The organism is Erythrobacter sp. 3-20A1M, from assembly GCF_018636735.1.
Classification (GTDB): domain Bacteria; phylum Pseudomonadota; class Alphaproteobacteria; order Sphingomonadales; family Sphingomonadaceae; genus Alteriqipengyuania.
Map to the genome: position 1 here is coordinate 777,423 of NZ_CP045200.1, position 24,867 is coordinate 802,289.

General features: G+C 65.2%; 22 protein-coding genes and 1 tRNA gene. 4 read left to right on the forward strand and 19 right to left on the reverse strand.

Translation table 11 applies throughout. The features are described 5' to 3' along the window. Positions 1-6: 6 nt before the first annotated feature. From F7D01_RS03755 to F7D01_RS03765, 3 genes are all read right to left on the reverse strand, one after another. Complete coding sequence (locus tag F7D01_RS03755) at positions 7-813, reverse strand: peptidylprolyl isomerase (RefSeq protein WP_251567040.1); 807 nt, start codon at positions 811-813, stop codon at positions 7-9. 142 nt (positions 814-955) lie between these two features. Beyond that, positions 956-1,906 (reverse strand): peptidylprolyl isomerase, encoded by a 951-nt coding sequence (locus F7D01_RS03760; RefSeq protein ID WP_215228897.1) that lies wholly within the window; start codon positions 1,904-1,906, stop codon positions 956-958. 45 nt (positions 1,907-1,951) lie between these two features. Then, positions 1,952-2,356: a metallopeptidase family protein gene (locus F7D01_RS03765; protein ID WP_215228898.1), complete on the reverse strand. Its 405-nt coding sequence runs from the start codon at positions 2,354-2,356 to the stop codon at positions 1,952-1,954. Positions 2,357-2,482: 126 nt separating this feature from the next. Here F7D01_RS03765 and F7D01_RS03770 point away from each other — a divergent pair. Further along, a tRNA-Ser gene (locus F7D01_RS03770) sits at positions 2,483-2,573 on the forward strand. Between the two features lie 65 nt (positions 2,574-2,638). Here the strand turns inward: F7D01_RS03770 and F7D01_RS03775 are convergent. The 8 genes from F7D01_RS03775 to F7D01_RS03810 form a co-directional block, all read right to left on the reverse strand. Further along, positions 2,639-2,896, reverse strand: a complete 258-nt coding sequence (locus F7D01_RS03775; protein ID WP_215228899.1) for a DUF3253 domain-containing protein — start codon at positions 2,894-2,896, stop codon at positions 2,639-2,641. Further along, complete coding sequence (locus F7D01_RS03780) at positions 2,893-3,165, reverse strand: UvrB/UvrC motif-containing protein (RefSeq protein ID WP_215228900.1); 273 nt, start codon at positions 3,163-3,165, stop codon at positions 2,893-2,895. Before F7D01_RS03780 ends, F7D01_RS03775 begins: the two co-directional genes overlap by 4 nt. A 124-nt stretch (positions 3,166-3,289) precedes the next feature. Further along, complete coding sequence (locus tag F7D01_RS03785; RefSeq protein ID WP_215228901.1) at positions 3,290-3,958, reverse strand: carbonic anhydrase; 669 nt, start codon at positions 3,956-3,958, stop codon at positions 3,290-3,292. Then, positions 3,955-5,535 (reverse strand): SulP family inorganic anion transporter, encoded by a 1,581-nt coding sequence (locus F7D01_RS03790; RefSeq protein WP_215228902.1) that lies wholly within the window; start codon positions 5,533-5,535, stop codon positions 3,955-3,957. The genes F7D01_RS03785 and F7D01_RS03790 overlap by 4 nt, the downstream gene beginning before the upstream one ends. A 143-nt stretch (positions 5,536-5,678) precedes the next feature. Then, positions 5,679-6,362: a carbonic anhydrase gene (locus F7D01_RS03795; RefSeq protein ID WP_215228903.1), complete on the reverse strand. Its 684-nt coding sequence runs from the start codon at positions 6,360-6,362 to the stop codon at positions 5,679-5,681. Positions 6,363-6,446: 84 nt separating this feature from the next. Then, positions 6,447-7,796 (reverse strand): ATP-binding protein, encoded by a 1,350-nt coding sequence (locus F7D01_RS03800; RefSeq protein WP_215228904.1) that lies wholly within the window; start codon positions 7,794-7,796, stop codon positions 6,447-6,449. Next, entirely contained in the window at positions 7,793-8,518 is a 726-nt protein-coding gene (locus F7D01_RS03805) for a response regulator transcription factor (protein WP_215228905.1), read from the reverse strand. Before F7D01_RS03805 ends, F7D01_RS03800 begins: the two co-directional genes overlap by 4 nt. Positions 8,519-9,025: 507 nt before the next feature. Then, on the reverse strand, positions 9,026-9,640 hold the full coding sequence (locus F7D01_RS03810) for a response regulator transcription factor (RefSeq protein ID WP_215228906.1): 615 nt from the start codon (positions 9,638-9,640) through the stop codon (positions 9,026-9,028). A gap of 351 nt (positions 9,641-9,991) precedes the next feature. On the opposite strand from F7D01_RS03810, the gene F7D01_RS03815 reads away from it, so the two are divergent. Then, on the forward strand, positions 9,992-12,187 hold the full coding sequence (locus F7D01_RS03815) for a S8 family peptidase (RefSeq protein WP_215228907.1): 2,196 nt from the start codon (positions 9,992-9,994) through the stop codon (positions 12,185-12,187). Positions 12,188-12,279: 92 nt separating this feature from the next. Beyond that, positions 12,280-12,600, forward strand: coding sequence for an Hpt domain-containing protein (locus F7D01_RS03820; RefSeq protein WP_215228908.1), 321 nt, complete (start codon positions 12,280-12,282; stop codon positions 12,598-12,600). 58 nt (positions 12,601-12,658) lie between these two features. Here the strand turns inward: F7D01_RS03820 and F7D01_RS03825 are convergent, their stop codons facing one another. Next, positions 12,659-15,361 (reverse strand): YadA family autotransporter adhesin, encoded by a 2,703-nt coding sequence (locus F7D01_RS03825; protein ID WP_215228909.1) that lies wholly within the window; start codon positions 15,359-15,361, stop codon positions 12,659-12,661. 378 nt (positions 15,362-15,739) lie between these two features. Between F7D01_RS03825 and F7D01_RS03830 the strand changes: the two genes are divergently transcribed. Then, positions 15,740-16,753 (forward strand): PAS domain-containing protein, encoded by a 1,014-nt coding sequence (locus tag F7D01_RS03830; protein ID WP_215228910.1) that lies wholly within the window; start codon positions 15,740-15,742, stop codon positions 16,751-16,753. Between the two features lie 51 nt (positions 16,754-16,804). Here the strand turns inward: F7D01_RS03830 and F7D01_RS03835 are convergent, their stop codons facing one another. The 7 genes from F7D01_RS03835 to F7D01_RS03865 all read right to left on the reverse strand — a co-directional run bounded on the left by F7D01_RS03835 (position 16,805) and on the right by F7D01_RS03865 (position 24,786). Beyond that, positions 16,805-18,637 carry a glycoside hydrolase family 15 protein gene (locus F7D01_RS03835; protein ID WP_215228911.1) on the reverse strand — a complete coding sequence of 611 codons (1,833 nt, stop codon included), beginning with the start codon at positions 18,635-18,637 and terminating at the stop codon, positions 16,805-16,807. 7 nt (positions 18,638-18,644) lie between these two features. Next, entirely contained in the window at positions 18,645-19,427 is a 783-nt protein-coding gene (locus F7D01_RS03840; RefSeq protein ID WP_215228912.1) for a glucose 1-dehydrogenase, read from the reverse strand. A 102-nt stretch (positions 19,428-19,529) separates the two neighbouring features. Then, entirely contained in the window at positions 19,530-20,912 is a 1,383-nt protein-coding gene (locus tag F7D01_RS03845) for an alginate export family protein (RefSeq protein ID WP_215228913.1), read from the reverse strand. Positions 20,913-20,943: 31 nt separating this feature from the next. Continuing rightward, positions 20,944-22,035 (reverse strand): sulfate/molybdate ABC transporter ATP-binding protein, encoded by a 1,092-nt coding sequence (locus tag F7D01_RS03850; protein WP_215228914.1) that lies wholly within the window; start codon positions 22,033-22,035, stop codon positions 20,944-20,946. Further along, the gene (gene cysW / locus F7D01_RS03855) at positions 21,996-22,835 is read right to left on the reverse strand and encodes a sulfate ABC transporter permease subunit CysW (protein ID WP_215229657.1); all 840 of its coding nucleotides are present in this window, start codon (positions 22,833-22,835) and stop codon (positions 21,996-21,998) included. The genes F7D01_RS03850 and cysW overlap by 40 nt, the downstream gene beginning before the upstream one ends. Further along, a complete protein-coding gene (gene cysT, locus F7D01_RS03860) occupies positions 22,835-23,749 on the reverse strand; it encodes a sulfate ABC transporter permease subunit CysT (RefSeq protein ID WP_215228915.1) in 915 nt (304 codons plus the stop codon). The genes cysW and cysT overlap by 1 nt, the downstream gene beginning before the upstream one ends. Next, positions 23,749-24,786 (reverse strand): sulfate ABC transporter substrate-binding protein, encoded by a 1,038-nt coding sequence (locus F7D01_RS03865; protein ID WP_215228916.1) that lies wholly within the window; start codon positions 24,784-24,786, stop codon positions 23,749-23,751. Before F7D01_RS03865 ends, cysT begins: the two co-directional genes overlap by 1 nt. Positions 24,787-24,867 lie beyond the last annotated feature (81 nt).

The window sequence follows — 24,867 nt, forward strand, 5'->3', positions numbered from 1 at the left end:
ACTGGGTTATCCGGGGATTGGGCGCACCGGTACCGGAATATTGCAGATATCCGCTCCGCCCCCCGAAACCACGAAGAACGGATCGCGCCGATTCGCCCGGGCCTCGACATAGCGGGCGAAGCTGTCGCTCTCGGTCGAGAGATATTCGAACCGGAGCCGCTCGCTTGCTGGCAGGTCGCTCGCCACGCGAATGCTTTCGATTCGCGTGCGCCGCGCCGGGTCGGCATAGAAACCGCCCGCCCCCGCCCCGCGCGGCAGGCTGGAGAGATGCTCGATCCCCTCCACCACGCGCCCGACCAGCGCGAGATTGCGGTCGAGATGCCGCGGTGCCTGCCCGATCACCGTATAGAGCTCCCCCCCGGTGCCGGTGTCGGGCGGCATGCCGTGGCCGACCCCGACCATGCCGTAGCAGTGGAGGGGCCAGTTGCGCTCGGTGTCCGGTGTCCCCACGCCTGCGACCGGAAAACCGCGATAGAAGCTCGTCCACCGCAGGACGTCATTGGGCGGCACGAAGAGCGGATCGAGTGCGCGCGGTCGATCGAGGTGGCGCGGGTAGGTGTAATCTTCGCGAACGGCTCCCACCCCTTCCGGCAGCGGCTTCTGCGGCCCACTGCTTTCCGGGTTGTCGTGATTGGGATCGCCCCACTGGACGACGTAATTGTCCTGCACCCGCATCACCGCCAGCCCATCGTACCAGTGCGCGCGGGCGAGCGTGCGGATGTTCTCGACCCAGCCCTGGCTGAAGGGCGGCGGCATGAGCTGGATGTAGACCTGGCGGGGCTGGCCCTCGCCGTCCGGGGCGAGCGTCATCACCAGCAGGTCCTCGGACGCGATCGCGACCCAGGCGGACCGCGGCGCAGTGGCGACGATCTCGCCCGGCGACGGCGCTGTTTCCTGCGCACCCGATGGCGCGGCGAGCGCAGCGCCGCAAGGAGCGCGAGGCCGCCGCGCAGCATCACTCGCCCTCGATCTCGCGCACCGGGTAAGTCAGCGCGCAGATGTCGTAATCGCTCGGTACGGTGGTGTAGAATTCGTTCGGTTGCCCTGTCGCCGCCAGCCACTGGGCGAACGTACCGCTCTCGGTTTCGAGATATTTGAACCGCGGGCGTGCCTCGGGCGGGAGGTCGCTCGCCAGCCGCGCCCACTGGATCTCCAGCGGGTCCTGCCCCTCGGCGTAGAAGCCCATCTCGCCCGTCCCCGGCGGCTGGGTGCGCAAGAGGTCGAGCCCCTCGACCACCCGGCCCACCACCGCGAGATTGCGGTCGAGCCGCCGCGGTGCGTGCCCGATGATGGTGTAGAGCGTATCGCCGAGCCCCGTCGAAGGATCGACATCGCGCGCCACCCCGACCATGCCCGGGCAATGCAGCGGCCAGTCGCGCACGCCGTCGGTCGCGATCGGCCAACCGTCCTCGAACGAGGCCACCGGGGCGTAGGAATCGCAGAAACTGTTATCCAGCTTGCGGTCGCTACAAGGGTCGGCAAGCTGCGTCACTGCGGGCAACGGGTGCGTGAAGTCGTCCTTACCCACCGGTTCCAGGCCCTGAAGCGGCGCTCGGTCCTCGTCGGGATCACCCCACTGCGCGACGAAGCCGGGAGCGATGCGATAGACCGACGAATGCGTGTCCCACCACCGCGCCTTCGCCAGCTTGCGGATGTTGCGGACCCATTTCTGGCTCCACGGCTCCCTCATCAACTGGAGCACGATGCGCCGCTCGCTGCCATCGGGGGCGGGGTTCAGTTCGAAGATCAGCAGGTCCTCGGGCCGCACCTCCTGCCAGGCGGAACGCGGCGCCGCATCGAGCACTTCCTTCGCGCTCGGCGGCTTCGTCGTCTCCCCGTCCTGCGCAAGAGCCGATGCGGGGAGCGCCGATGCCAGCGCGGCGAGTGCGATTGCGAGCCTCTTCATGGTGCGCATCCTGCCACGCCGCGCCCGCATGGCAAGCACCTTCGCTCAGTCGTCCGCGTCTTCCAGCGCGTGCATGTCGTCGTCGGAAAAGCCGAAATGATGCCCGATCTCGTGGATCACGACATGCGCGACGAGCCGCTCCAGCGTCACGTCCCCGCGCTCCGCCCATTCGTCGAGAATGGGGCGGCGAAACAGCCGGATCCGCGTCGGCATCTGGCCGCTCATCTCGATGCTGCGCGCGGGCAGTGGATGGCCCTGGTAGATCCCCGAAAGCTCGAACGGCTCCTTCAGCCCCACCGCCGCCAGCGTCTCAGGGTCGGCGAAATCCTCGACCCGGAAATCGACGTCGCCCAGTTGCGCGCGAAACTGTTGCGGCAGGCGGTGGTAAGCCGCGCGGCCCAACGTTGCCATATCCTCCAGCGAGGGCGCCGTGCCGAACCGTTGCGTCATCGCCTGCAAAGCTAGGCAAGCCCGCTTGCGCTCGCAACCCCACCCCGCTAGGGCGCGCGTTCTTGTTCGAACCGGCGTGCTTGCATCGCGCAATCTGCGAAGCGGCAGCGCCACGAGAGAACATGCGGAGCGGTGGCCGAGTGGTCGAAGGCGCACGCCTGGAAAGTGTGTATACGGTAACCCCGTATCGAGGGTTCGAATCCCTCCCGCTCCGCCACTACCAAACCTCGGGAGGACCAGCCTCGGTCGGTTACGCTCGCTCCGAGCAATCGGCGACCATTCTCATGTGCTGTCGCTTGCGTGGCCGATCCGATACGGTCCAGACCGCGCAGGGAGAGCCCGGCCTTTCCAGGTCAGTTCTATAGCTCCCCGCTCGATAAGCCGGTCGACCGCAGTGTGGACGAGCGGCATCGCCATGCGCCAATCCGCTTCGCCATCGGAAGCGATCCTTCGTGCGACTTCGCTAGGGCATACCGTTTTTCCGGCCCCGCGTTCGGCGAGCAGGGCCAACACGGCATCGCTCGTACCCCCGACACTCACTTTCGCTTGCGCTTGGAGGTCATGGGATCGGGTTTGGCGGGCGGCTTCCAGTCGGGCGGAGCAACCGGTCGCTGTCGACTCGTGCCAAGCCCCATCGCGCCAGGCCGCTGGCGAACCAGGCCCGACGTGTCGGCTTGCGCGGCATCCGCAGCATCCGCCCCGCCCCGCATCAGATTGATGCGGTCGCGAATGCGCCGGGCTTCCTCGAAATCGAGGGCCTCGGCCGCAGCTTCCATTTCGCGTTGAAGATCCTCGACAGTCTTTCGCATGGCCATTCAACGCAGCGACGCGGTCTTAGGCTCCATCAATCGACATATCGCCCGTCAGTGAGTCCGCTCCGCCCCAAATCGCGCGATCCGGAAGCACATGGGCGCCTGCGGTGTCGCCGGCCTACTATGCCGCGCGGGCCTCTCCGACCGCGTCAGGATCGCTTGTCATGGGCGGGATACCGATTTCCGAAAGCTCCCCGGACCGGCCGATCTCCAGCAGCTCCGCCAACCGACCATTCCGCAGATCGTAGATGAAGCCATGCAGGGTCAAATCCTGCCCGCGTGCGAAGGCGGCCCGGACAGTGTCCGTCTTCGACAGGCGGATCAGCTGCTCGCGCACGTTGAGTTCGGCCATCCTGTTGAGCCGCTTCGACTGATCCTCGATCCCCTCAAGTTCCGCGCGATGTTTCGCGAATACCTCGCGCGCGGCCGCAAGCCACGAATGCACATGGCCGGACCCACCGCCCGTCATCGCCGTTTGCAGTCCGCTGCACCCGTAATGTCCGCAAAGGACGATGTGGGCGATTTCGAAATCCTCGATAGCGTGCTGGACGTCCGCCATCAGGTTGTCGTCGGTTTCATAGACGAGGTTGGCGAGATTGCGGTGGATGAACAGCTCGCCCGGACGGGTCTGGGTTATGTTCTGCGGCGAGACCCGGCTGTCCGACCCGCCGATCCACATAATCTCGGGTGACTGGCCAGAGGTCTGCTGCGCGAAGTAGTCCTTCTTGCGCTCCTGCATTTCCGCCGACCACGTCTTGTTGGACAGGATCAGTTCGCGAATGGTCTTCATGAGTAGGCAACCTTCTTGAATGGGGCTTCCAGCGGGGCGGCTTGCAGGTGATCCAGATCGCCCCGGATGGTAACCGCGATGTCGCGGAACTTCGCATTGCGCGAGAAGCTGTTGATGATGTCGATATTGTCGGGGTCGATGAACTCGGCCCGCTCGAGATCGATCACCACGCTCGCACCATCGGGCACGCTGCCGAGCGACTTCTGCAATTCGTACTTGTGAATGAAATACAGGTTGCGCCGGGCACTGACCAACCAGAACCCTTCGTCGTTCGCCACGCTCACGGCCTTGCGGAAATTGCGGGCGACGACGAAGACGAAGCCGATCGCGAGCCCGATGATGATGCCGCGCAGCAGATCGGTGAACAGGATGGCGCCGATCGTCGCGATGAACGGCACGAACTGATGCCATCCCTGCGCCCAGCGCCGGCGGTACAGCTCGGGCGTGTTGAGCTTGTAACCGACCTGGATCAGGATCGCAGCCAGCGCCGCGAGCGGGATCATGTTCAGCAGAACCGGGATCAGCAGCACGCTCAGCAGCAGCCAGAAGCCGTGCAGAATGGCGGAGGTTTTCGTCTCGCCCCCGGCCGCGACATTGGCGGAGGAGCGCACGATCACCGAAGTGAGCGGCAGGCCGCCGATCAGGCCGGAAAGGATGTTGCCGCCACCCTGCGCCAGCAGTTCGTGATTCTTGTCGGTCGTCCGCCGGCGCGGATCCAGTTCGTCGACCGCCTTGACGCACAGTAGCGATTCCAGGCTCGCGACGATCGCGAGCGTAACCGCCACGATCCAGACGTCCGCCATCCCGATCGCGCTGAAATCGGGGGTGCGGAACTGCCCGACGAACTCGCCCAGCGATCCGGAGATGGGGACCTGAACAAGATGGCTGGGCCGGACGGCCAGGCCGGGTGCGAACAGTTTGAAGGCCTCGTTGGCAAGCACGCCGAAGATCACCACGACGAGCGGACCGGGCAGCAGCCGGAACGGCCCGTCCTTGGGCTTCTTGGCATCCCACCAGAAGAGGAAGACGAGCGAGATCAGCGCAATCAGCATCGGCCCCGGAAGGAAGAAATCCCATGCCGAGTAGAACAGCGCCGAGAGGGTGTTGAGGCCATCGGGCTGGAGGAAGCTGAGGCTACCCTCGAAATCGCCGTCGTAGCCAAGGGCGTGCGGAATCTGTTTGAGGATCAGGATCAGGCCGATCGCCGCCAGCATGCCGGTGATGACCGAGCTGGGCACGAATTCGGAAAGGGTGCCCGACCGGGTGAAATACAGCCCGATCTGAAGCACGCCGGACAGGGCGACCGCGAGGAGAAATATCTCCCAGCTGGGAAGCAGCTCGAGCGCGTCGAGCACGATGACGGTCAGCCCCGCGGCCGGCCCGCTGACCGACAGCTGCGATTTGGACAGGGTACCGACGACGATGCCGCCGACGATGCCGGCGATCAGGCCGGAAAACAGCGGAGCCCCCGAAGCGAGGGCAATGCCAAGGCATAGGGGCAGGGCGACCAGCGCCACCACGATCGATGCGGGGATATCCTTGCCAAGAGAAGACAAGAATGTCGTTTTTTCAGTCACTTCGGATCCTTCGCGTGCACATGGCTGACCAGGGGATTGTCGCGCCCTTCCGACCGGCAGAAATCATCGAGAAATGGGAAAAAGGGGGGCCGATGTGGCGGGTTCTCCTGCGAACAGCCCATCGGCCCTTAGTTTGGGCGGATTCAGGCCGCCTTTTTGGGCGTGTCGCGATCCAGCCCGCCTTCCGCGATCGGCGGAGTGTTTCCATCGGACAACGGACCGAACTGCCGGGTCCTGCCGTCGAACGCGCGGATGGTTCCGCTTTCGATGTCGAAGACCCACCCGTGCAGCCGGATTTTCCCGGAGGCGAGCGCCGCCGCGACGGACGGATGGCTGCGCAGATGCGTCAGCTGAAGAGTGACGTTTTCTTCCACCAGGCGATCGAGCTTTTCCGTATCCCCGGCACCCGCGCAGCAGGCATGGACGATGTCGCGCGCAGCGCGCGAATGGCCGATCCACGCCTTGACAGAAGGCATCGCATCGAGCGCGCCTTCGGGGGCGAAATGCGCCTTCATCGCGCCGCAATCGGCATGACCGCAGATGACGATGTCGGTGACGCCGAGGCCGACCACCGCATATTCGATGGTGGACGTAACGCCGCCATTGATGGACTGCCAGGGCGGCACGATATTGCCCGCATTCCGGATCACGAACAGGTCGCCTGGGAGCGACTGGGTGATCAGTTCGGGGACGACGCGGCTGTCGGAACAACTGATCATCAGCGTCTTGGGGCTCTGCCCCTCGCGTCCGAGGACCTGAAGCTTCTGCTCATGTTCCTTGTAGATGTGCTCGCGGAACCGCGTAACGCCTTCCATCAACTCTTTCATGGTGCACTCCTGTGTTAGCGGGCCGGAGCCCGTGTCGCAGTGCACAATCGCGCCCGCGCATTTCCGCGCGATGCTCGATTTGTTTCAAAGTATTTCCGGGGGCTGTTTTTGCGGAATTACCAGCGCCGCACGCAGGCCGGTCGGCTCCGCCCGCGACAGTTCGAATGTTCCGCCATGCGCTTCCGCGACGTTACGCACGATGCTGAGACCCAGCCCCATGCCGGGATGCCCCCCGGACCGCGCGATATCGAGCCGTTCGAACGGCTGCATCACGCGCTTCATGTCGGCCCAGGGTATGCCGGGACCGCCATCCTCCACCGCGATCACCGCGTGCGTTTCGGTCAGTTCGAGCTCTATCGTGGCATGCCCGGCAAACTTCACCGCATTGTCGACCAGGTTTTCGATCGCCCGGGTGAGCGAATTGTGCAGCGCCGCGACCACCGCCCGTTCCGGGCCGCGATAATCCACGTCGTAGCCCAGGTCGGCGAATTTCTCCCCGATCGTCTGGCACAGGCTGGAGAGGTCGGTCGGCTCGTAATCCTGCTTCAGGTCGCCGGTTTCGAAATATTCGAGCAGTTCCTGCAGCATCGCGGTCATCTGTTCGATGTCGGACCGTGCCTCTGCCCGGTCCTGCTCGTCGGCGATCGCACCGATCCGCAGCCGCAGCCGCGCCAGCGGCGTACGCAGATCGTGGCCGACCGCCATCAGGGCCTGCGTGCGCTGGTTCATTGCCGCCTCGATCCGGTCCTGCATCAGATTGAGCGCGTGGGAAACCTGCCGTAATTCCAGCGGACCGGCCTGCTCGTCGAACGGGATGCGCGCGGTCGTGCCGATAAGTTTGGCGTCCGAGGACAATTGCCTGAGCGGGGCGCTCAACGTCCGAACCAGCACTGCCGCCGAGCCCAGGACCAGCAGCGCCACGATCCCGACCGTCAGCGACGTTCTGATCAGCGGTGTCCAGCCGGCCACCGGCTCATTCGTTTCGAACGCGATCCAGACATCGGGGGCGATCCGGAGCGCGCCTTCCAGATGGCGATCGAGGACGAGTGGAGATTTGCGGACCATGGCGAGGCGCAAGTCGTTCTTGGCCAGCTCCGGCTCCCATCGCACGAGCGAGCGGGCGATCTCGGCGGCATCGGGCGCGATCCCGGGCGCGATCTGCGGCGCCCCTTCCACGAGCCGCATCTGCAAATGAATGGTCGACAGACTGCCGAGCAAAGGCGCGCGATCCTGCGGCGCAACCGCCGTCACCACTCGTTCCGCAGTGACGAGCTGTTCGGCGATGCGCTTGCCCAGACCCTGGCGCTGGATATGCGCTTCCCCCGCCCCGATCAGAAGCGTGCCGGCAATGAACTGCACCGCCACGGCCAGCACCAGGACAAGCGTGACGCGGCCGGTGAAACCCTTGGGCCAGAGCCGGCCGCGACCGATCACCGTTCCACTTGCCCGGTAAAGACATATCCCACGCCGCGCACGGTGCGGATCAGATCGCGCCCGCCCTCGACCGACCCGAGCTTGCGCCGCAGGCGGCTGACCAGCACATCGACGCTGCGATCGCCGCTATCGCGCCCGGCAATGCGGTCGCGCGAATGTTCCAGCAGCGTGTTCCGGCCGATCACCCGCTGGGGCATGTCCACCAACACGTTCAGCAGATCGAATTCCGCTTCCGAGATGGATACCCGCCCGCCATCGGGCGCGAACAGCTCGCGCCGCCGCCGATCGATCTGCCAGCCGTCGAACCGCGCGATCGCGGTGTGATCCTGCGTTTCGCCCCCCGCCGGCTGCTCGTGCCGCCGCAGGACCGAGCGGATGCGGGCGACCAGCTCACCCGGATCGACCGGCTTCACCAGATAGTCGTCCGCGCCGAGCTCCAGCCCGACGATGCGGTCCGTATGGCTCGACCGCGCGCTGATGAAGATGATCGGGACCGCGCTTCGCTGGCGCAGCCACCGGCACAGGTCGAGCCCGCTGGTGCCCGGCAGCATGACGTCCAGGATCACCAGATCGTACTGCTCCGCCGAGGCGCGAAATTCCGCCGCGGTCGCATAGCTGCGGATCGGAAATCCGCTCTGGCGGATATGCCGCGTCAGCAGCGTGCGCAGGGCGCCGTCGTCCTCGACAAGCGCGATATGGTAGATTCGTTCGTTGAACTGCATGGGTACGCTCGAGTGCCAACCATCTAGAACCGTTGGCGGCCACCGAAAAGGGAATTTGCGGACCGATACTTAACCATCGTTTTCGGGTGGAGATTCGTTCTCCGCGCGCTGTTCCTGCGACGTCCGCTTGTCGGATTTCGGGCGCGTGTCGCACAGACGCAGCTTGCCGGGGAGCTCGCGACAGGTGGTATCGCGCTCCGCCAACCGCTCCTTGTCCGCGGATTCGCTTTTGCGACCACAGCCGTGAACCTTGTGTTTGTATGGATGACAGCGCGCATTGCGACGGCGGCGTGCGCGACGGGCGGAACCGGCACGGTCGTGGCGCTGCCCAGTGTCAGCAGGCCGATCAGGATATTCATAACCACTCCTCTTGGGCGAGAGCGCGGGCACCTAATGCGCCAGTGTTTCGCCAACGGGGACGCATTGTTACGAAGTGTTTCAGGATCGCTTTGCCAGGTTTGTCGGCTTCTCAAACAAGGCTCGGGCGCTTGCCCGCTTGCGCCACGGCTAACCGTGGCCGATCATCTCACCGTATTTCAGGATGGCTTGCGCCCGGTTGGAGACCCGCAGGGATTTGAATATCGAGCTCAGGTGCGATTTGACGGTCGCCTCCGACAGGTCGAGATTATGCGCGATCACGTTGTTCGAGTTCCCTTTGCACAGTTCAGACATAATTCGCAGCTGCGCCGGCGAGAGGGCGTGAAGAAGATCGTCTTCGTCGCCCGCTGCGTCTTCGTCGGTCGGGAAATATGTTTCGGCGGCCATCACGCGCAGGATGGCCTCGCCCATTTCCTCCAGGCTGCTCTTCTTCGACAGGAAGCCTTGCGCGCCGAACGATCGGACTCGCATCCGGGTCGTCGAATCGTCGGTGGCGCTGATCACCAGGATCGGCAGGCGCGGATAACGGCCGCGCACGCGCTTCAAATTAATGACGCCTTCTGAGTCCCTGAGCCCGAGGTCGAGCACGAGCGCGGCGTAGTCCCGCTGCGCGAGATCGTGAATCGTACCTTCCAGCGTGTCGCAGCCATCGACCTGGATCGCGCTGTCGCGCGCGTGCGCGGCGCTCTTCAGGGCGGCAAAGCAAAGCGGATGATCTTCGGCGATCAGGAGGAAGCGCAGCATTCGTCCCACATCGTCCCTCCCGATAACGGCCCAGCCTTCAACGCCACCAAACACCGCCAAAGGTTAAGATGCCGCTAACTCTTTCATACCTTGGGTTTAATTTGCCGTTTCGCAGGTTTCCCAGGCCCGCGCCCATGCCAACGATGCTGCATGGTACGTCAAGAAAGACCATTTGCCAGGAACCGCCTGGCAGCCAGGGCCGCGCGCTTCTCCGACGCTCGCCCCCGCATTGCACCCCTTCGCAAGGGGGGCGGTGCCCTGGCGACCATGTTCGGCACGACGATATGTCTCTCGCTCGGTGCCTGCACTGGGGGCGGCATCGGATCTACCCCTCCCCCCCCATCCGGAGCCATGGCTTCGGACCCGATTGCCGCCCCACCTTTTTCGACCGTACCCGCACCCGCACCCGCTCCGACGCCAACCCCGGCCCCGCCGCCGACCGAGGACGAGCCGCCGCCCGTATCCGGCGTTCGCCCCTCCGGCAACGTCGCGATGCGCTCCGCCGAGGATGACGCCGAATACCGCGAGAACTATCTCGCCGCGGAGCTGATCAACGCTCTCTATGCGCTGGACAATGGTTGGGACGGCAGCGGCGTTCTCGTCGGGGTTCTGGACGAGGGGGTGGAGGAAACCTTCGAACTCGAAGGGCAGATTTCCAACCTGAGCAAGGATTTCGGAGGCATCCGCGACGACGGCGTGCTCACACCTCACGAGTCCCTCGGCGGCGACAATTCCGACCACGGCACGCGGGTCGCCTCGATCATTGCCGCACGCAATGACGGGAACGGCATCCAGGGTATCGCCCCCGGTGCCAGCATCGTGGTGTTGCGAAGCGACGTAGAGAATATCGACACGGGGACATCCACCGTCGGCTTCAACAGCCACGAAGCGCTGCGCTATGCCGGCGAAAACGGCGTGTTGATCGTCAACCGTTCGATCGCCAAGGCCAATCCGGATATCTCGAACAGGCTGATGCAGGATGCCGTCAACGCGTATCGGCAGATGGGCGGCCTTGTCGTCAATGCCGCTGGCAATACAGGCGGTGCGAACCCCAACGACGCGATCGATCTGACCCCTGAAAACGCGGAAGGGTGGCTGTTCGCGGTCGCCCTCGACCCGAACGGCCCGGGTTACGAACTGGCCAGCTATTCCAACCGTTGCGGCACGGCCATGGACAGGTGCGTGGCGGGCGTGGGCACAAGCGCCACCACCGATGTGTCGGGCAATATCGTCAGCTTTTCGGGGACCAGTGCCGCAGCGCCGCAAGTGTCCGGGCTGGCCGCACTCATCCTGCACAAATGGCCGCATCTGACGGGTGTCGACGCCGGCAATGTCATTCTCGCTACCGCGCGCGACATCGGTGAAGCGGGCGTGGATCCGGTTTTCGGACACGGTCTCATCGACGTGGAGGCCGCCCTTTCCCCGATCAATCCGACCCTGTCGAACGGTACCACCGTCAGTTCCCTCGGCTCTGCCTCGTTGATCCTGCCTGCCGCGATCGGAGACGGGGCGGATGGTTCGCTGGCGGCCGCGATTTCCGATGTCACGCTTGTCGATGCGTTCGGGCGCGATTATCAGGCCGACCTTTCCGGCTTTGTGCGGCACGCGGCGAGCGGGTCCGCTGGTGTTTTGGGGCCCCGGTTCGACGCGATGACCCAGACCGGTGACGCCGCCTTTCGGATAGAAGGCGCAGGGGTCCAGATCGGCTACCTCGCCGGGAATCGGTCCGATTTTTCGGCCCGTATCGGTAGCAGGATCACGGACGGGCGGATCGCCGTTCCCCTGCGAAGCGTCGGCGGCACGGTCACCGCGGATTATCGGAACGGGCGGTATATCGATGCCACGATGTTCGGCCGGGCGGCGAGCCCCGATGCACTCGATGCCTATATGCCGGGCAGTGGGATCGGGCTGGCCTATCGCCGGCCGCTGGGAATCTTTCGGGTCGGCGCCTCGGTGCGGTCGGCCAGGACGGGCGAAGGCGAGGCAACGGCGCTTCTCGCCTCGCTCGGCAAGGATCGGACCGTGTTCGAGGTCGGGATGCTGACCGAACGCGGTACGCTGTTCGGGACCCCAACGGGGTCCGGCTCACTGCGCTTCGGCGACGGGGCGCGAACCATCTTCGCCCAGCTGTCCAGCGAGATTTCCATCGGCAGCTGGGAGCTGGCGGCGCATGGGAGCATCGGCAGCACGCGGCTCGCGCTCGGACCGGAGACGGTGGTGACCGATGCCACCGCGATCACCACGGGCCGATTCGGGATCGATCTCAGCGGTGACGTATTGGGCGGGCGGATGCGCATCGGCCTGGCGCAACCCCTCGTGGCGCTATCCGGCACCGGCCTGGTTACGGTCGGGTCGGGCTTCGACCGCACCAGCCGTTCGCTCCGCTTCATCACGCGCGAGATCGATCTTTCGGGCGAAATCGCCCCGCGCATCATGTTCGGCTACGAAAGAGCGGGTCCGCGCTCCAGCATGCGTCTGGGGCTGGAAAGCCGTCCTGACGGGCGGGACAACACCGTCGTTGCCAACTGGCGTTTGCGCTTTCGCTAGCAAAGGAGGGCGGTGGTCGTGCTTTGGACATGTTAACGAGTGCCAACGATAATGGGAGGTCGAACCCCGGATTGGCCGGGCGGGGACCACGCATGCTCGACAGCGACCGGCCGACGGACGGCGAGAATGGCGATGCCATCGCCTCGCTGCGTCCACACTACGCGGCTTTCAAGGAACAGGCGCTGGGCCAGTTGGCGCTGTGTTGCCACAACCCGTCGGACGGGGATTACGAATCACTCGAAGAATTGCGGACGCTGATGCACATGCTGGCAGGCACGGCGACGCTGTTCGGCGAACCGGCGGTCGGCGATCTCGCCTCCGAACTGGACGAAGCGCTCACGCGACGCCGCGAACCCGTTCGCGCCTCGCTCGAAAGGGCGCGATCGGGCTTAGCGGACCTGCGCCGGTCATAAAAAAGGACTGCGACGCCGCGCGCCGCAGTCCCCAGTATGACCGATGGGGGGAGATCGGTCAGAAGCTGAAGCCGGCCCCGGCGCTGAACCCGCTATTGCCGCGGGTATCCACCGTCGCCCCGGCCTTCACCACGCCGCGACCCTCGCTGAAGGTGGTGGACATGCCCAGCGCGAACGCCGTCTCGCCTTCGTAATGGGCGATGCCCGTCCCCACCATGGAGCGTCCGGCGGTGATCGTCTGCGGAATGCCCGAGACGGCCATGGCGCTGGCGGTGCCTGCCGACGCATCGCGGCGCGCCTCCTTCAGGTCGAAGTCGAGCTGCGCGATCCCCGCCTGCAGATCGCCGAAGCGCAGATCGGTGTAGGCACGCGAATCGGCCATCGCGGCGGCCAGGCTGTTCTGGACCTGGCCGAGGTTCACCGCGTCGTTCGCCCGGGTTCCAGCAGCGACGTTGTGGAGCGCCACCGGCGCAGTCGCGTCCGCTCCGACCAATGCGACATCGTTGGTCACCGTGCCGCCATTGCTCATGGCCGGATCGTCGGGGTCCGAATATTGCACCGCGACCACGGTGCTACCCGCGATATTGTTGTTCAGCGCTGCGATATTGGCGGTGTTCTGGTCGATATCGGTACGATTGCTCGCCACCCGGTCGTTCGTCGCAGCGAGCTGCGATCCGTTGACGGCGTCCGTGGACCCCGCCGCAAGCGCGCCGTCGGCAACATTGGTCATCCTGACCGGCGCATCGCCCGCCCCGATCAGCGCCGCCGTGTTCGTCGGCGTGGTGCTGGCGACGGTCGGATCGGTGTCGGACACGTAGCCGAGCGGGACATTGGCGAGCTGGTTCTGCACCGATGTGAGCTGGGTCGTATTGTCGGTTACCCGCGCATCTATCGATGTCACCGAGCTGTTGAGATTGTCGATGTCGCCCTCGTTAACGGCGACCCGCGTGTCGAGGTCAGCTATGTCACCTTCGTTTACGGTCACGCGCCCATCCAGATTAGAGATGTCGCCTTCGTTCACCGTCACGCGACCGTCCAGACTGGCGATATCGCCTTCGTTCACCGTCACGCGCCCATCCAGACTGGCAATGTCCCCCTCGTTCACCGTCACGCGGCCATCCAGGTTCGCAATATCCCCCTCGTTCGTGGTCACGCGAGTATCGAGGTTGGCGATGTCGCCTTCATTGACCGTCACGCGATCGTCGAGGCCGTCTATCGCATCGCTGTTGGCTGCGACCGCCTGGTTGGTGGCAAACAGCTGCGATCCGTTCACCGCCTCGCCCGAGGTGGCGCTCAGCTCGCCATCCGCGACGTTGCCGACGGTCGTGCCGCCAGCGCCATCCAGCGTCAGCGAGGTTCGCGTCGCATCGTCGTAGAGCACCGCCAGCGCGTTCCCGCTGCCCGCGTCGCTGAGCGAGGCGATGGCATCGGCATTGGCCTGGATCCCCGCCGTATTGGCGTCGACCTGCTGATTGGTCGCGAACAGCTGGCTGCCGTTGACCGCATCGGCAGAACCTGCGGCGAGAGCGCCCGGCCCCACATTGCTGAGCGTGACGGTGCCAGGGTCCGCACCGATCAAGGCGGCCCGGTTGGTCGGAACCGGGCTGGCGACGGCGGGATCGCCATTGCTGACATAGCCGATCGGCACATTGTCGACCGCCGATTGCAGGTCTGCGATGTCCGTCGTGTTCTGCGTCACCCGCGTATCGATCGTGGTGACCCGTCCATCGAGATCGGCGATGTCGCCCTCCGCCGCGGTCACGCGACCATCCAGTCCATCGATCCCGTCGGCGTTGGCTGCCACCTGCTGATTGGTCGCGAAAAGTTGCGAGCCGTTGACCGCATCGGTCGAACCCGCGCTCACGGTGCCATCCGCGAGGTTGGTGACCGTCGTCCCTTGCGCACCGGCGAGGGTCACGCTGGCCTGCGCCGGGCCATCATATTGGACGCCATTGCCAAGTGCCGCCTGGAGCGCGTCGACCGCGCCCTGTACCTGACCCACCGTTGCCGCATCCGTGGCTTGCGTCCCCGGCGCGACATTGGTGATCTGGCGCAGGCTGCCGGGCGCGCCGACCGAAACCGATCCGACCGAGCTGTAGGTGCCAGGCAGACCCGGTGCGACGTAGCCGACCAGTGCGCCACGATCGGCGAGCGAGCCGTTGCCCAGCGCAACGCTGTTGGCGGCCGTCGCGCTGGCATTTGTGCCAAGGGCAATGGCCCCGGTCGCCCCGACGGCGGTGCTGGCATTGTTACCGAAAGCGATCGCGTCGAGCTCACCGGCCGATGCCGCCTGCCCGTCGCCCAATCCGGAGATCTGGTTGCCACCGATGGCGAGGCCAGCTTCTTCGTTCAGGGCATAACCGTCCGCCGTCAGGTTACAATCTGCACCGGGGGCGAGCAGCGTGCCGCTGGTATCCGCCACCTGCAGCGAGATCGGATCGCCATTTGCGTAACCTTCCAGGGTATCCGCAGCACCGATCTGGACATCGTCGAGAGTGAGGATCGGGTTGCCGAGGACGGAGACGTTCAACAGCGCACCGTAGAGGTTCTCCACCGCGGTCGCTGTGGGCACCGCGACATCGCCGACGATATCGGTGACCGCCGACGGGTCGAGGCTGATCCCGGTACATACGTCGACCACGGGCTGAAGAGCCTGCGCCTTCGCCGAGGTGGTGAGCCGCGGCGGCGCACCGCCCGCCATCACGACCGACGCGGTCGCCAGCAGGGATATGCGAATATAGGTTCTTTTACTTAGGTTCACGTCTCGCTCCATTTGTTCGTACTGGTCAGTATTCTGACTGGAGCGCTGAGATTATGTGTGCGGAATTGATCTCCTTGTAATGGACGTGTGAATTCGAATTACATAAAATGCATCATCTTGCCCGAACAGCGCCAATCCCGCGCATTTCAGCTGAAAATCTGGCGAGTCCTTGGCGCATTTGGCACGATTTCGGGCATCCGAAGGTCGATCGGCTTAACGCATAAAGGGCGCATTTTCGCGCCGAATTCCGCAAAATGCGAAATTAAGCAAACCGCGAAAGCAGACGTTAACGAACGGAATTTTACTTTATATTCTAGAATCTTGTGAGCTTGGGGGGCGAGCGATGCAAGCGATGTTAGCGCTATCGGGGGTAGAGAAATGGGTTTCAAGAGCCGCATTCCGACCAATAAAATCGCGCCTTTTCGCGAGCCGCCGACCGCCGGTGCACCTGCGCCGACCCATGTGATTGCCGATTCCGGCGATACGGCGGAGTGCGGCGTCCCGGCCGCGAATTTCGTAAGATGTTTTGCCAAATGGCGGGACGAGGCGCTTAAAAAGCCGGTCTTCGTAACTAATCACGGGCGGGTTACCCATGCGCTGGTCGGGATCGACCAGTTCGTCAGCATGACCGAGGCACCCACTACGGCGGAGGTGGAAGCCAATCCGTTCGAGCTTGCGGAGTGGATCGACGAGGCCGTGATCATTTGCGACAAGCACTTGGTCGTCCAGACCATGAACCGGGTCGCCTCCGCCACCTGCTGCATATCCGCCCCGCAATGCGTGGGGCGCAACCTCTACGAGTGTCTGCCGCAGCTTCGCGGCACACTGTACGAGGTGAACCTGATGCGGACGGTCGAGGCGAACGAACCGACCTCGGCGGACATTCCATCGCCGCTGCGACAGGATGGCTGGCTGCGCTTGCAGACCTTCCCGCTGCACGGATGCAACGTGCTGATGTTCCGCGACATCACCGAGGAGGTGGAGCGTCATCGCCTGGCCGACGTAAAGGCCGCGCTGATAGAAGCGATGGCGGTTCATAACGCCATCGGTTACGTTCGCGTCGGCGTCAGCGGAATGATCGAGCGTGTGGACCAACCTTTCTGCGATCTGCTGGGCGTTCCGGAAGAGCGATTATGCGGTGCGAGGCTGGTCGATCTCGTCAGCCGCGAAACGCGGGTGGCGTTCAAGACCGACCTAGAGGAAGCCATGGCCGGTCACGGCTCGCGGAGGGTCGTCGCAAGGTTTCTGACCAACCGCGGAACGACAGACGATCTGCTGGCCGCGATCGTTCAGCTGCGAGGGGCCTACGGCGCCGAAGGGGCGGTGATCCTGCTGACCTCCGTCAATCTGGCTTCGGATCGCGCGCCGGACGGGCACATCGGCTGGCACTGATCGAACCGCTGGCGTCTTCGCGCCCTGCGGCAACCGATGAATTTGCGCCCCTCACAGCTTGACCGACCTTTTGGGCGCGACCTGGTCCGCACGTTGAGAGGCGGGACCGCTCGCAGCCATCAGGTTATGCGCGGTATTGATCAAGCCGATATGCGAGAAGGCCTGTGGGAAGTTGCCGAGCAGGCGACCGGCGACCACATCGTATTCCTCCGCGAGCAGGCCGAGATCGTTGCGCAGGCCGAGTAGCCGATCGTAAAGCGCGCGCGCATCTTCGTGCCGCCCGGCCAGGACATAGGCATCCGCCAGCCAGAAGCTGCACGCGAGAAACGCCCCTTCCCGTCCCCCGACCCCGTCGTCCGTTCCATCGGTCGAATAACGCGCGACCAGCCCATCGTGCACCAGCTCGCGCTCGATCGCCTCGATCGTGCCAGCTACGCGCGGATCGTCGGCGGGGAGGAAACCCAGTTGCGGCATCAGCAACAGGCTCGCATCGAGGGTCTTGCCGCCGTAATACTGCACGAAGCTGTTCAGGTCCGCATCGAACCCGTTGTCGCATACGTCGTCGTGGATTTCCTGGCGTAGCTTGCGCCACCGGTCGACAGGTCCCTCCAGCTTATAACGCTCCACGCTGGTAACCGCGCGGTCGAATGCGACCCACGCCATCATGCGCGAATGGGTGAAGGCGTGTGTGGGCCCCCTCACTTCCCAGATCCCGCGATCGGGCGTCTGCCAGACGGTTTCCAGGTGATCGAGCAGCACCTTCTGCAACCGCCAGGCCTCGTCCTGCGGTTGCAGTTCGGCCTCGCGCGCGGCGTGGAGGGTGTCGATCAGTTCGCCATAGACGTCGATCTGCATCTGCCCTGCGGCAGCGTTGCCGATCCGGACGGGCACGCTCTTCTCGAACCCGGCCAGCCACGGCACTTCGAATTCGGGCAGCCAGCGCTCGCCGGCGATCCCGTACATGATCTGGAGCTGGTCGGGAGCGCCCGCCACGGCGCGCAGCAACCATTGCCGCCAGTCCTCGGCCTCCTGGCGATAGCCGGAATTGAGCAACGCATAGAGCGTCAGCGCCGAATCCCGCAGCCAGCAATAGCGGTAATCCCAGTTGCGCTCTCCGCCGATCGCTTCCGGCAGCGACGTTGTCGGCGCCGCGACGATCCCGCCCGTCGGTGCGTAGATCAGCATCTTCAGCGTGATGAGTGAGCGTGTCACCGGCTCTCGCCAGGCATCCGGCTGGTCGTCGAAACTGCCGGACTTGACCCATTCGCGCCACCAGATCGCAGTACGCTCCAGCACCTCGCGCCGATCGGCGACGAAGTGCGGCTGCTGGTTGGAGGGATGATACGACATCGTCAGTGGAACGCTGTCACCCTCCGCCACCGTAAAGCGTGCGCATGTTTTCATGTTGCGCCCTTCGAGCGCGAGATCGGCGTGCAGTTCGACGGCATCGGGGCCGGCGATCGCGCTGAGCCCGTAATCCTTGCGCCGCACCCACGGGATCGCCTGCCCGTTCTCGAATCGCAGGGTGAACTCCATGTCCATCTCGACCGTCCCGGACACGCCGGTCACGATGCGGATCAGATCGACGTGCCGATCCCCTTCGTTGACCGGCATGAAATCGGTCAGCGTCACCACGCCCGTCTCGGTCTCGAACCGGGTTTCGAGGATCGCGGTATCGGGCAGGTAGCGCCGGCTGGTCGCATGGACCTTCGCAACCGGCGCAATCTTCCATCTGCCGTTATCGGGCGTCCCCAGCAGCGCGGCAAAGCATGCGGCGGAATCGAAGCGGGGCAGGCAGAGCCAGTCGATCGATCCGTCCTTACCCACCAGCGCGGCGGACAGCATGTTGCCGATCAGCCCGTAATCCTCGATCCGCTGCGTCATGCCCGACCTATCCGCCATGGGCGAAGGAGGGATAATCGGTCATGCCGCCATCGACGAAGACCGTGGTCGCGGTGACGTAGCTCGCCGCGTCCGAGGCCAGGAAGACGGCCATCTTCGCGATGTCCTCGGGTTCGCCGATGCGGCCGAGCGGGATCTTCTCCAACAGGTCGGCATACCCTTCCGGATCTTCCCATACCTCCCGGTTGATGGGCGTCCTGATCGCGCCGGGCGCGATGCACAGGACGCGCACGCCGTGCGGCGCCGCCTCCTGCGCCAGCGATTTCGCCATCATCGACGCGCCCGCCTTGCTGGCGGTATAGGCGCTGTAGCCGGACCAGGCGATCACCTCGTGCACGCTGGAGGTGTTGAGGACCACGCCCGATTTCTGCGCCGTCATCCGCTTCAGCGCCTCGCGCGCGCACAGGAACGTGCCCTTCAGATTGATGTCGATCACCTTGCTCCAGGCATCGGGCTCTATCTCCCAGCCGAGCGCGTGCTGGCCATCGATACCTGCGTTGTTGACGAGCACGTCGATGCCGCCCCACGCCTCGTCGAGCGCGGCGAACATGGCGGCGACCGCGGCGGGATCGCTGATGTCCGCTTTCAGGCCGATCGCTTCCCCGCCCGACCCGGCGATCCGCTCCTTCAGAGCCTCGGTCTGTTCGGGATCGACCAGATAGTTGATCGCGACGCGCGCGCCTTCCTGCGCGAACGCCATCGCGATCGCCGCGCCCAGCCCGGAATTGCCGCCCGTGACGAGGACGCGTTTGCCTTTGAGATCGAGGTCCATGAGGGCTCCACTGCGATTGATCGACGCGCCCCGAACGGGCCGCACAGTGGAGATAACTCGGTCGCCACGAAGGGCGTTCCTTCGCAGGCCCCGCGCCGAGGGCTAGAAGGTCGCGGTGAGATCGACATAGCCGTACAGCGTATCGCCGGAGCGCGGCGCATTGGCGGCATCGCGCAGGAACGGGCCGTCGAACAGGACCGCCGCACCGCTATCGAGCCTCAGCAAATCCTTCACGAACCAGTAGCGTACGCGGCCTTCGACCTGATGCCCCGCGAACCGTCCCGCCCGCCCGGACGGATCGCGCACGCCGGTATTGGCGAAGCTGTCGCTCGCGCTGTCGAGCCATAGCGCGCGGTAGGAGACGAAGCCGTCGAGCAGGCGGCTTGGCGCGGCTTCCACGCGGACCCCCGGCGCGTGAATATTGCTTCGCCCCAGGGGGCCGTAGATGCCGGTCGGGCCGAAATCGGAGCGCCGCGGGCCATAGAGGCTGTCGAAGCGACCGTAGTCGCGCCCGGACCCGTCACCGCTGGCAAAGTCGTATTCCAGGGCGACGCGCGGCTGCCATTTGGCATCGAAGCGATAGCCGAGCGCCGCATGGGCGAAATTGGCGGAAACGTCGCGCCGCGGCGCGTTCACCGCGGTGCTGTCGCTGATGCTGCCGAACTGGTGCGCGTATTCCAGTTCGTAATCCGCCTGCCCCTTCGCCGGCGCGCGCACCAGCCGGAAGCCGGGCGTGTAGAGCCGCCGGTCGCGGGTCGCCACACCCGGGCGGTCGTCCTCGTCCAGACCATAGAAATACGCCTCCAGATCGGCTCCGCCCATGAGCTTGGAAAAGCTGCCGAAGGCACCCCAGAACAACAGGTCCGTGCCCTCGTGATCCCACTCCACCTCATTGTCGAGAATGGACGCCTTGTCGCTGGGCAGGCGTTGCTGCGGCATGGTCACGAATGCGGTCAGCTTGCCGCCCGCGCCCTTCGCGTCCAAGCGCACACCGGTGAAGGCGTTGGTCGCGTTGCGGAAATTGTTGCGACCGACCAGCCGCCGCGAGCCTAGATCCATGGTGAACCGCCCCGCGGTCAGCTTGGCTTCGCTGCCCGCGCCGAACGGCTGCCCCAGATCGGCCGCGACATAGGCCTGGATCAGCTCGAACGCATTGACCTCGCCGGTCCCGACCGAACTGCCCGTATCGCCGAAATAGGCGCGCGAATCCTGCAATTCCGCCCCAACCTCCACCGGCCCGGCATCGTATCGCGCGGCCAGCGTGAAGCGCAGGGTGACGAGATCGTCGTTCCGGTCCAGCGCGGGGCGAAACTGGTTGTGCAGGGCCTCGTAGCGTACGCGGGCGCTGCCCGACACCTCCAGATTGTCGGGATCGCCGATCGCATCCTGCAAGGTCCAGGCCGTGTCCGCGGCGGGCGCATTCTGCGCAAGGGCGGGAGTCGAGGCGAGCGCAAGGGCGCTCACCAGGCAGAGCCGGTAAGTCATGTTCGTTCCCTTTCGAAAAGGTCCTACGGGCTCAGGCGGCGAGCACCCGGTCGGGGAATATCTGCGCGCGCGTGATCGCCACGCGCAGGCGATCGCCCTGTTGCGGGCACGGCAGCGCGCCATCGACGTCGATCTCCACCGGCGTCTGCACTCCGTCGATCGTCGCTTCGACACGCCACACGCCCCCCTTGCGATAGGCGGTGCCGACGATCGCGACGACGCCGGGGCGGTCGGGCGTTTCCGCCGCCACGTCGTGGGGCCGGAAGGTCAGGGTACCCTTGCCTTTCGCGAAGGCGAGATGCGGGCATTCGAACGCCGGCCTGCCCGCGAGGAATGCCATCCCCTCCCCGAGGGTCACCGGCAGGCTGTTGGTATCGCCGACGAAGTCCGACACGAACGGCGTGGCCGGTTGCATGTAGATTTCTTCCGGCGTGCCCACCTGCTCGATCCGCCCATGGTCGAGCACCACCACGCGGTCGGCCAGTTCGAGCGCCTCCTCCTGATCGTGGGTCACGAAGATTGAGGTGAGGCCCATTTCCTGGTGCAGATGGCGCAGCCAGCGGCGCAGGCCCTTTCGCACCTTGGCGTCGAGCGCGCCGAAGGGTTCGTCCAGCAACAGGACGCGCGGTTCGACGGCCAGCGCCCGTGCCAGAGCCACCCGCTGCCGCTGCCCCCCCGATAGCTGCGCCGGGTAGCGGTCGCCCAGCTTGCCGAGCTGGACCAGTTCGAGCAGATCGAGCGCGCGGCGGCGTATCTCGGTCTTGCCGGGCCGGGTCCTGCGCGACCGCACGGAGAGGCCGAAGCCGACATTTTCCGCGACCGTCATGTGCTTAAACAGCGCGTAGTGCTGAAAGACGAAGCCCACCTCGCGCTTCGCGACGGGCATCGCGGTCACGTCGCAGTCGGCGAACAAGACCCGTCCGCTATCCGGGAAGGCGAGCCCGGCGATGAGGCGCAACAGCGTCGTCTTGCCCGACCCCGACGGCCCGAGCAGCGCCAGAAATTCGCCGTCGCGCACCTCCAGATCGATGGCCTTGAGCGCATCGAACGTGCCGAAGCGCTTGGTCACGGAATCAAGCCTGATCAATGTCCCGATCCTTTCGCGAGATAGGAAAACCGCCATTCGAGCCCGGCCTTCACGACCAGCGTGACGAGCGCGAGCATGGCAAGCAGAGAAGCCACCGCGAAGGCGGCGACGAAGTTGTATTCGTTGTAGAGAATCTCGACATGCAGCGGCATCGTGTTGGTCAGCCCGCGCAGGTGGCCGGAGACGACGGACACCGCGCCGAATTCCCCCATCGCGCGCGCATTGCACAGCAGCACACCGTAGAGCAGGCCCCAGCGGATATTGGGCAACGTGACCATGCGGAAGGTCTGGAAACCGCTCGCGCCCAGCGACAGCGCCGCTTCCTCGTCGTCGCGCCCCTGCTCCTGCATCAGCGGGATCAGCTCGCGCGCGACGAAGGGAAAGGTCACGAACACGGTCGCCAGCACGATACCCGGGACCGCGAAGATGATCTGGATGTCGTATTCGCGCAGCACCGGCCCGAGCAGGCCGTGGACGCCGAACAGCAGGATATAGACGAGGCCCGCCACCACCGGAGAGACCGAGAACGGAAGATCGATGAAGGTCAGCAGCACGCTACGCCCCGGGAAGTCGAATTTGGCGATGGCCCAGCTCGCGGCGATCCCGAACGCCACGTTCAGCGGCACGGCGATGGCGGCGACGAGCAGGGTCAGCCTGATCGCGGAGAGCGCATCGGGCTCCGCCAGCGCGTCCAGCAGCGGCGGGACGCCCTTCGACAGCGCCTCGGCGAACACCACCAGCAGCGGCAGCAGCAGGAAGACGAATAGGAAGCCGAGCGCGAGGGCGATGAGGCCGAGCGCAGTCGGCGTCAGGCGCTTGGTGGGTGCGGTCTGCATCATGCGGCCATCCTCTGACGGCTCCACGCCTGCACCATGTTGATGAGCAGGAGCATGGAGAAGGAGATGGCCAGCATCACCAGGGCGATCGCAGTCGCCCCGTCGATATTGTACTGTTCGAGCTGCGTGACGATCAGCAGCGGCGCGATCTCGGACTTGAAGGGCATGTTGCCCGCGATGAAGATGACCGAACCGTATTCCCCGACGCCGCGCGCCAGCGCCAGCGCGAAACCGGTCAGCAGGGCCGGCATGATCGCGGGGAAGATGACGCGCACGAACACCTGCCACGGCTTTGCGCCCAGCGAGAGCGCCGCTTCCTCCACGTCCGAACCGAGGTCCGCCAGCACGGGCTCGACCGACCGGACGATGAACGGCAGTCCGATGAAGATCAGCGCGATGGTAATGCCCACAGGATTGTAGGCGACCTCGATGCCGTATCGGGCGAGCGGTTCGCCGAGCCAGCCATTGTTCGCGTAGATCGCCGTCAGCGCGATGCCCGCGACCGCCGTCGGCAGGGCAAACGGCAGGTCGATCAGCGCGTCGAACACGCGCTTGCCGGGAAAGCTGTAGCGGGTGAACACCCAGGCGATCAGCAGGCCGAACACGCCGTTGATACACGCCGCGGCCAGCGCGGTGCCGAAGCTGACCCGGTAGGCCGCGACCGCGCGGGGCGAGAACGCCACCTCGACGAACGCGTCCCAGCCCATGCCCGCCGAACGCACGAAGATGAGCGAGACCGGAATCAGCACGATCAGCGACAGCCAGCCGATGGTAAAGCCCATCGTCAGCCGGAAACCGGGAATGATCGACTTCCTCGCCCGGCGCGACCGATCGCGCTTCGGGGCAGGCGCGACGTCCCGCTCCTGCCGTCGCGCAAGGTCCTGGCCGGGGAGCGGGGCGGCGAGCGAGGCCATCAGCGCCGCTGCTCGAAGATACGGTCGAACACGCCGCCGTCGGCGAAGAACTTCTTCTGCGCCGCCTGCCAGCCGCCGAATTCGCCATCGATGGTGACGAGGTCGATCTGCGGGAACTGGCTAGCGTATTTCGCTTTCGCCGCCGCGCCGGTCGGGCGGTAGAAATTCGCGCCGATAATGTCCTGCGCCTCCGGGGTGTAGAGGAACTTGAGGTAGGCTTCCGCCACCTTTTCGGTACCGTGGCGCTTCGCGTTGCCGTCCAGCACGGCGACCGGCGGTTCGGCCAGGATGGAGACCGACGGGACGACGATCTCGAACTTGTCCTTGCCCAGCTCCTTCTGCGCGAGGAACGCCTCGTTCTCCCACGCGAGCAGCACGTCGCCGATCCCGCGTTCGGAGAAGGTCGTGGTCGCACCCCGCGCCCCGCTGTCGAGCACCGGCACGTTCTTGAACAGCCGCGTAACGAATTCCTGCGCGCCCTTCTCGCCTCCATTTTTCCTGGCGGCGTAGGCCCATGCGGCAAGGAAGTTCCAGCGGGCACCGCCGCTGGTCTTCGGATTGGGGGTAATGACGGCGACACCCGGCTTTATCAGATCGTCCCAGTCGCGAATGCCCTTCGGATTGCCCTTCCGGACCAGAAACACGATGGTCGAGGTGTAGGGCGCGCTATTCTGCGGCAACCGCGATTGCCATCCAGGCGACAGCGCGTCGGACTGCCCCGCGATCTCGTCGATATCGTAAGCCAGCGCGAGCGTGGCGACATCGGCATCGAGCCCGTCGATGATGGCCCGGGCCTGTTTGCCCGAACCGCCGTGGCTCATGTTGATCGTCACCTCCTGCCCGGTGGTCTTCTTCCAGCTATCTTTGAACTTCGGGTTGATCGCTTCGTACAACTCGCGGGTCGGGTCGTAGGAGACGTTCAGCAGTTCGACCGACTTTCCGGTGTCGCCAGCGGCGGCGTCCCCGGAGGAAGAAGGCGTACAGGCGGCGATGGCCGCCCCGATGGAAAGGATCGTGGCAAGGCGAAAGGATCGCATAGGGAAAGCCGCTCCAGACGAGTCGCACGTTTCGCGACACGTCCAAACGTCTATTCTCTTTATTCCCTATCGGTCAACTAG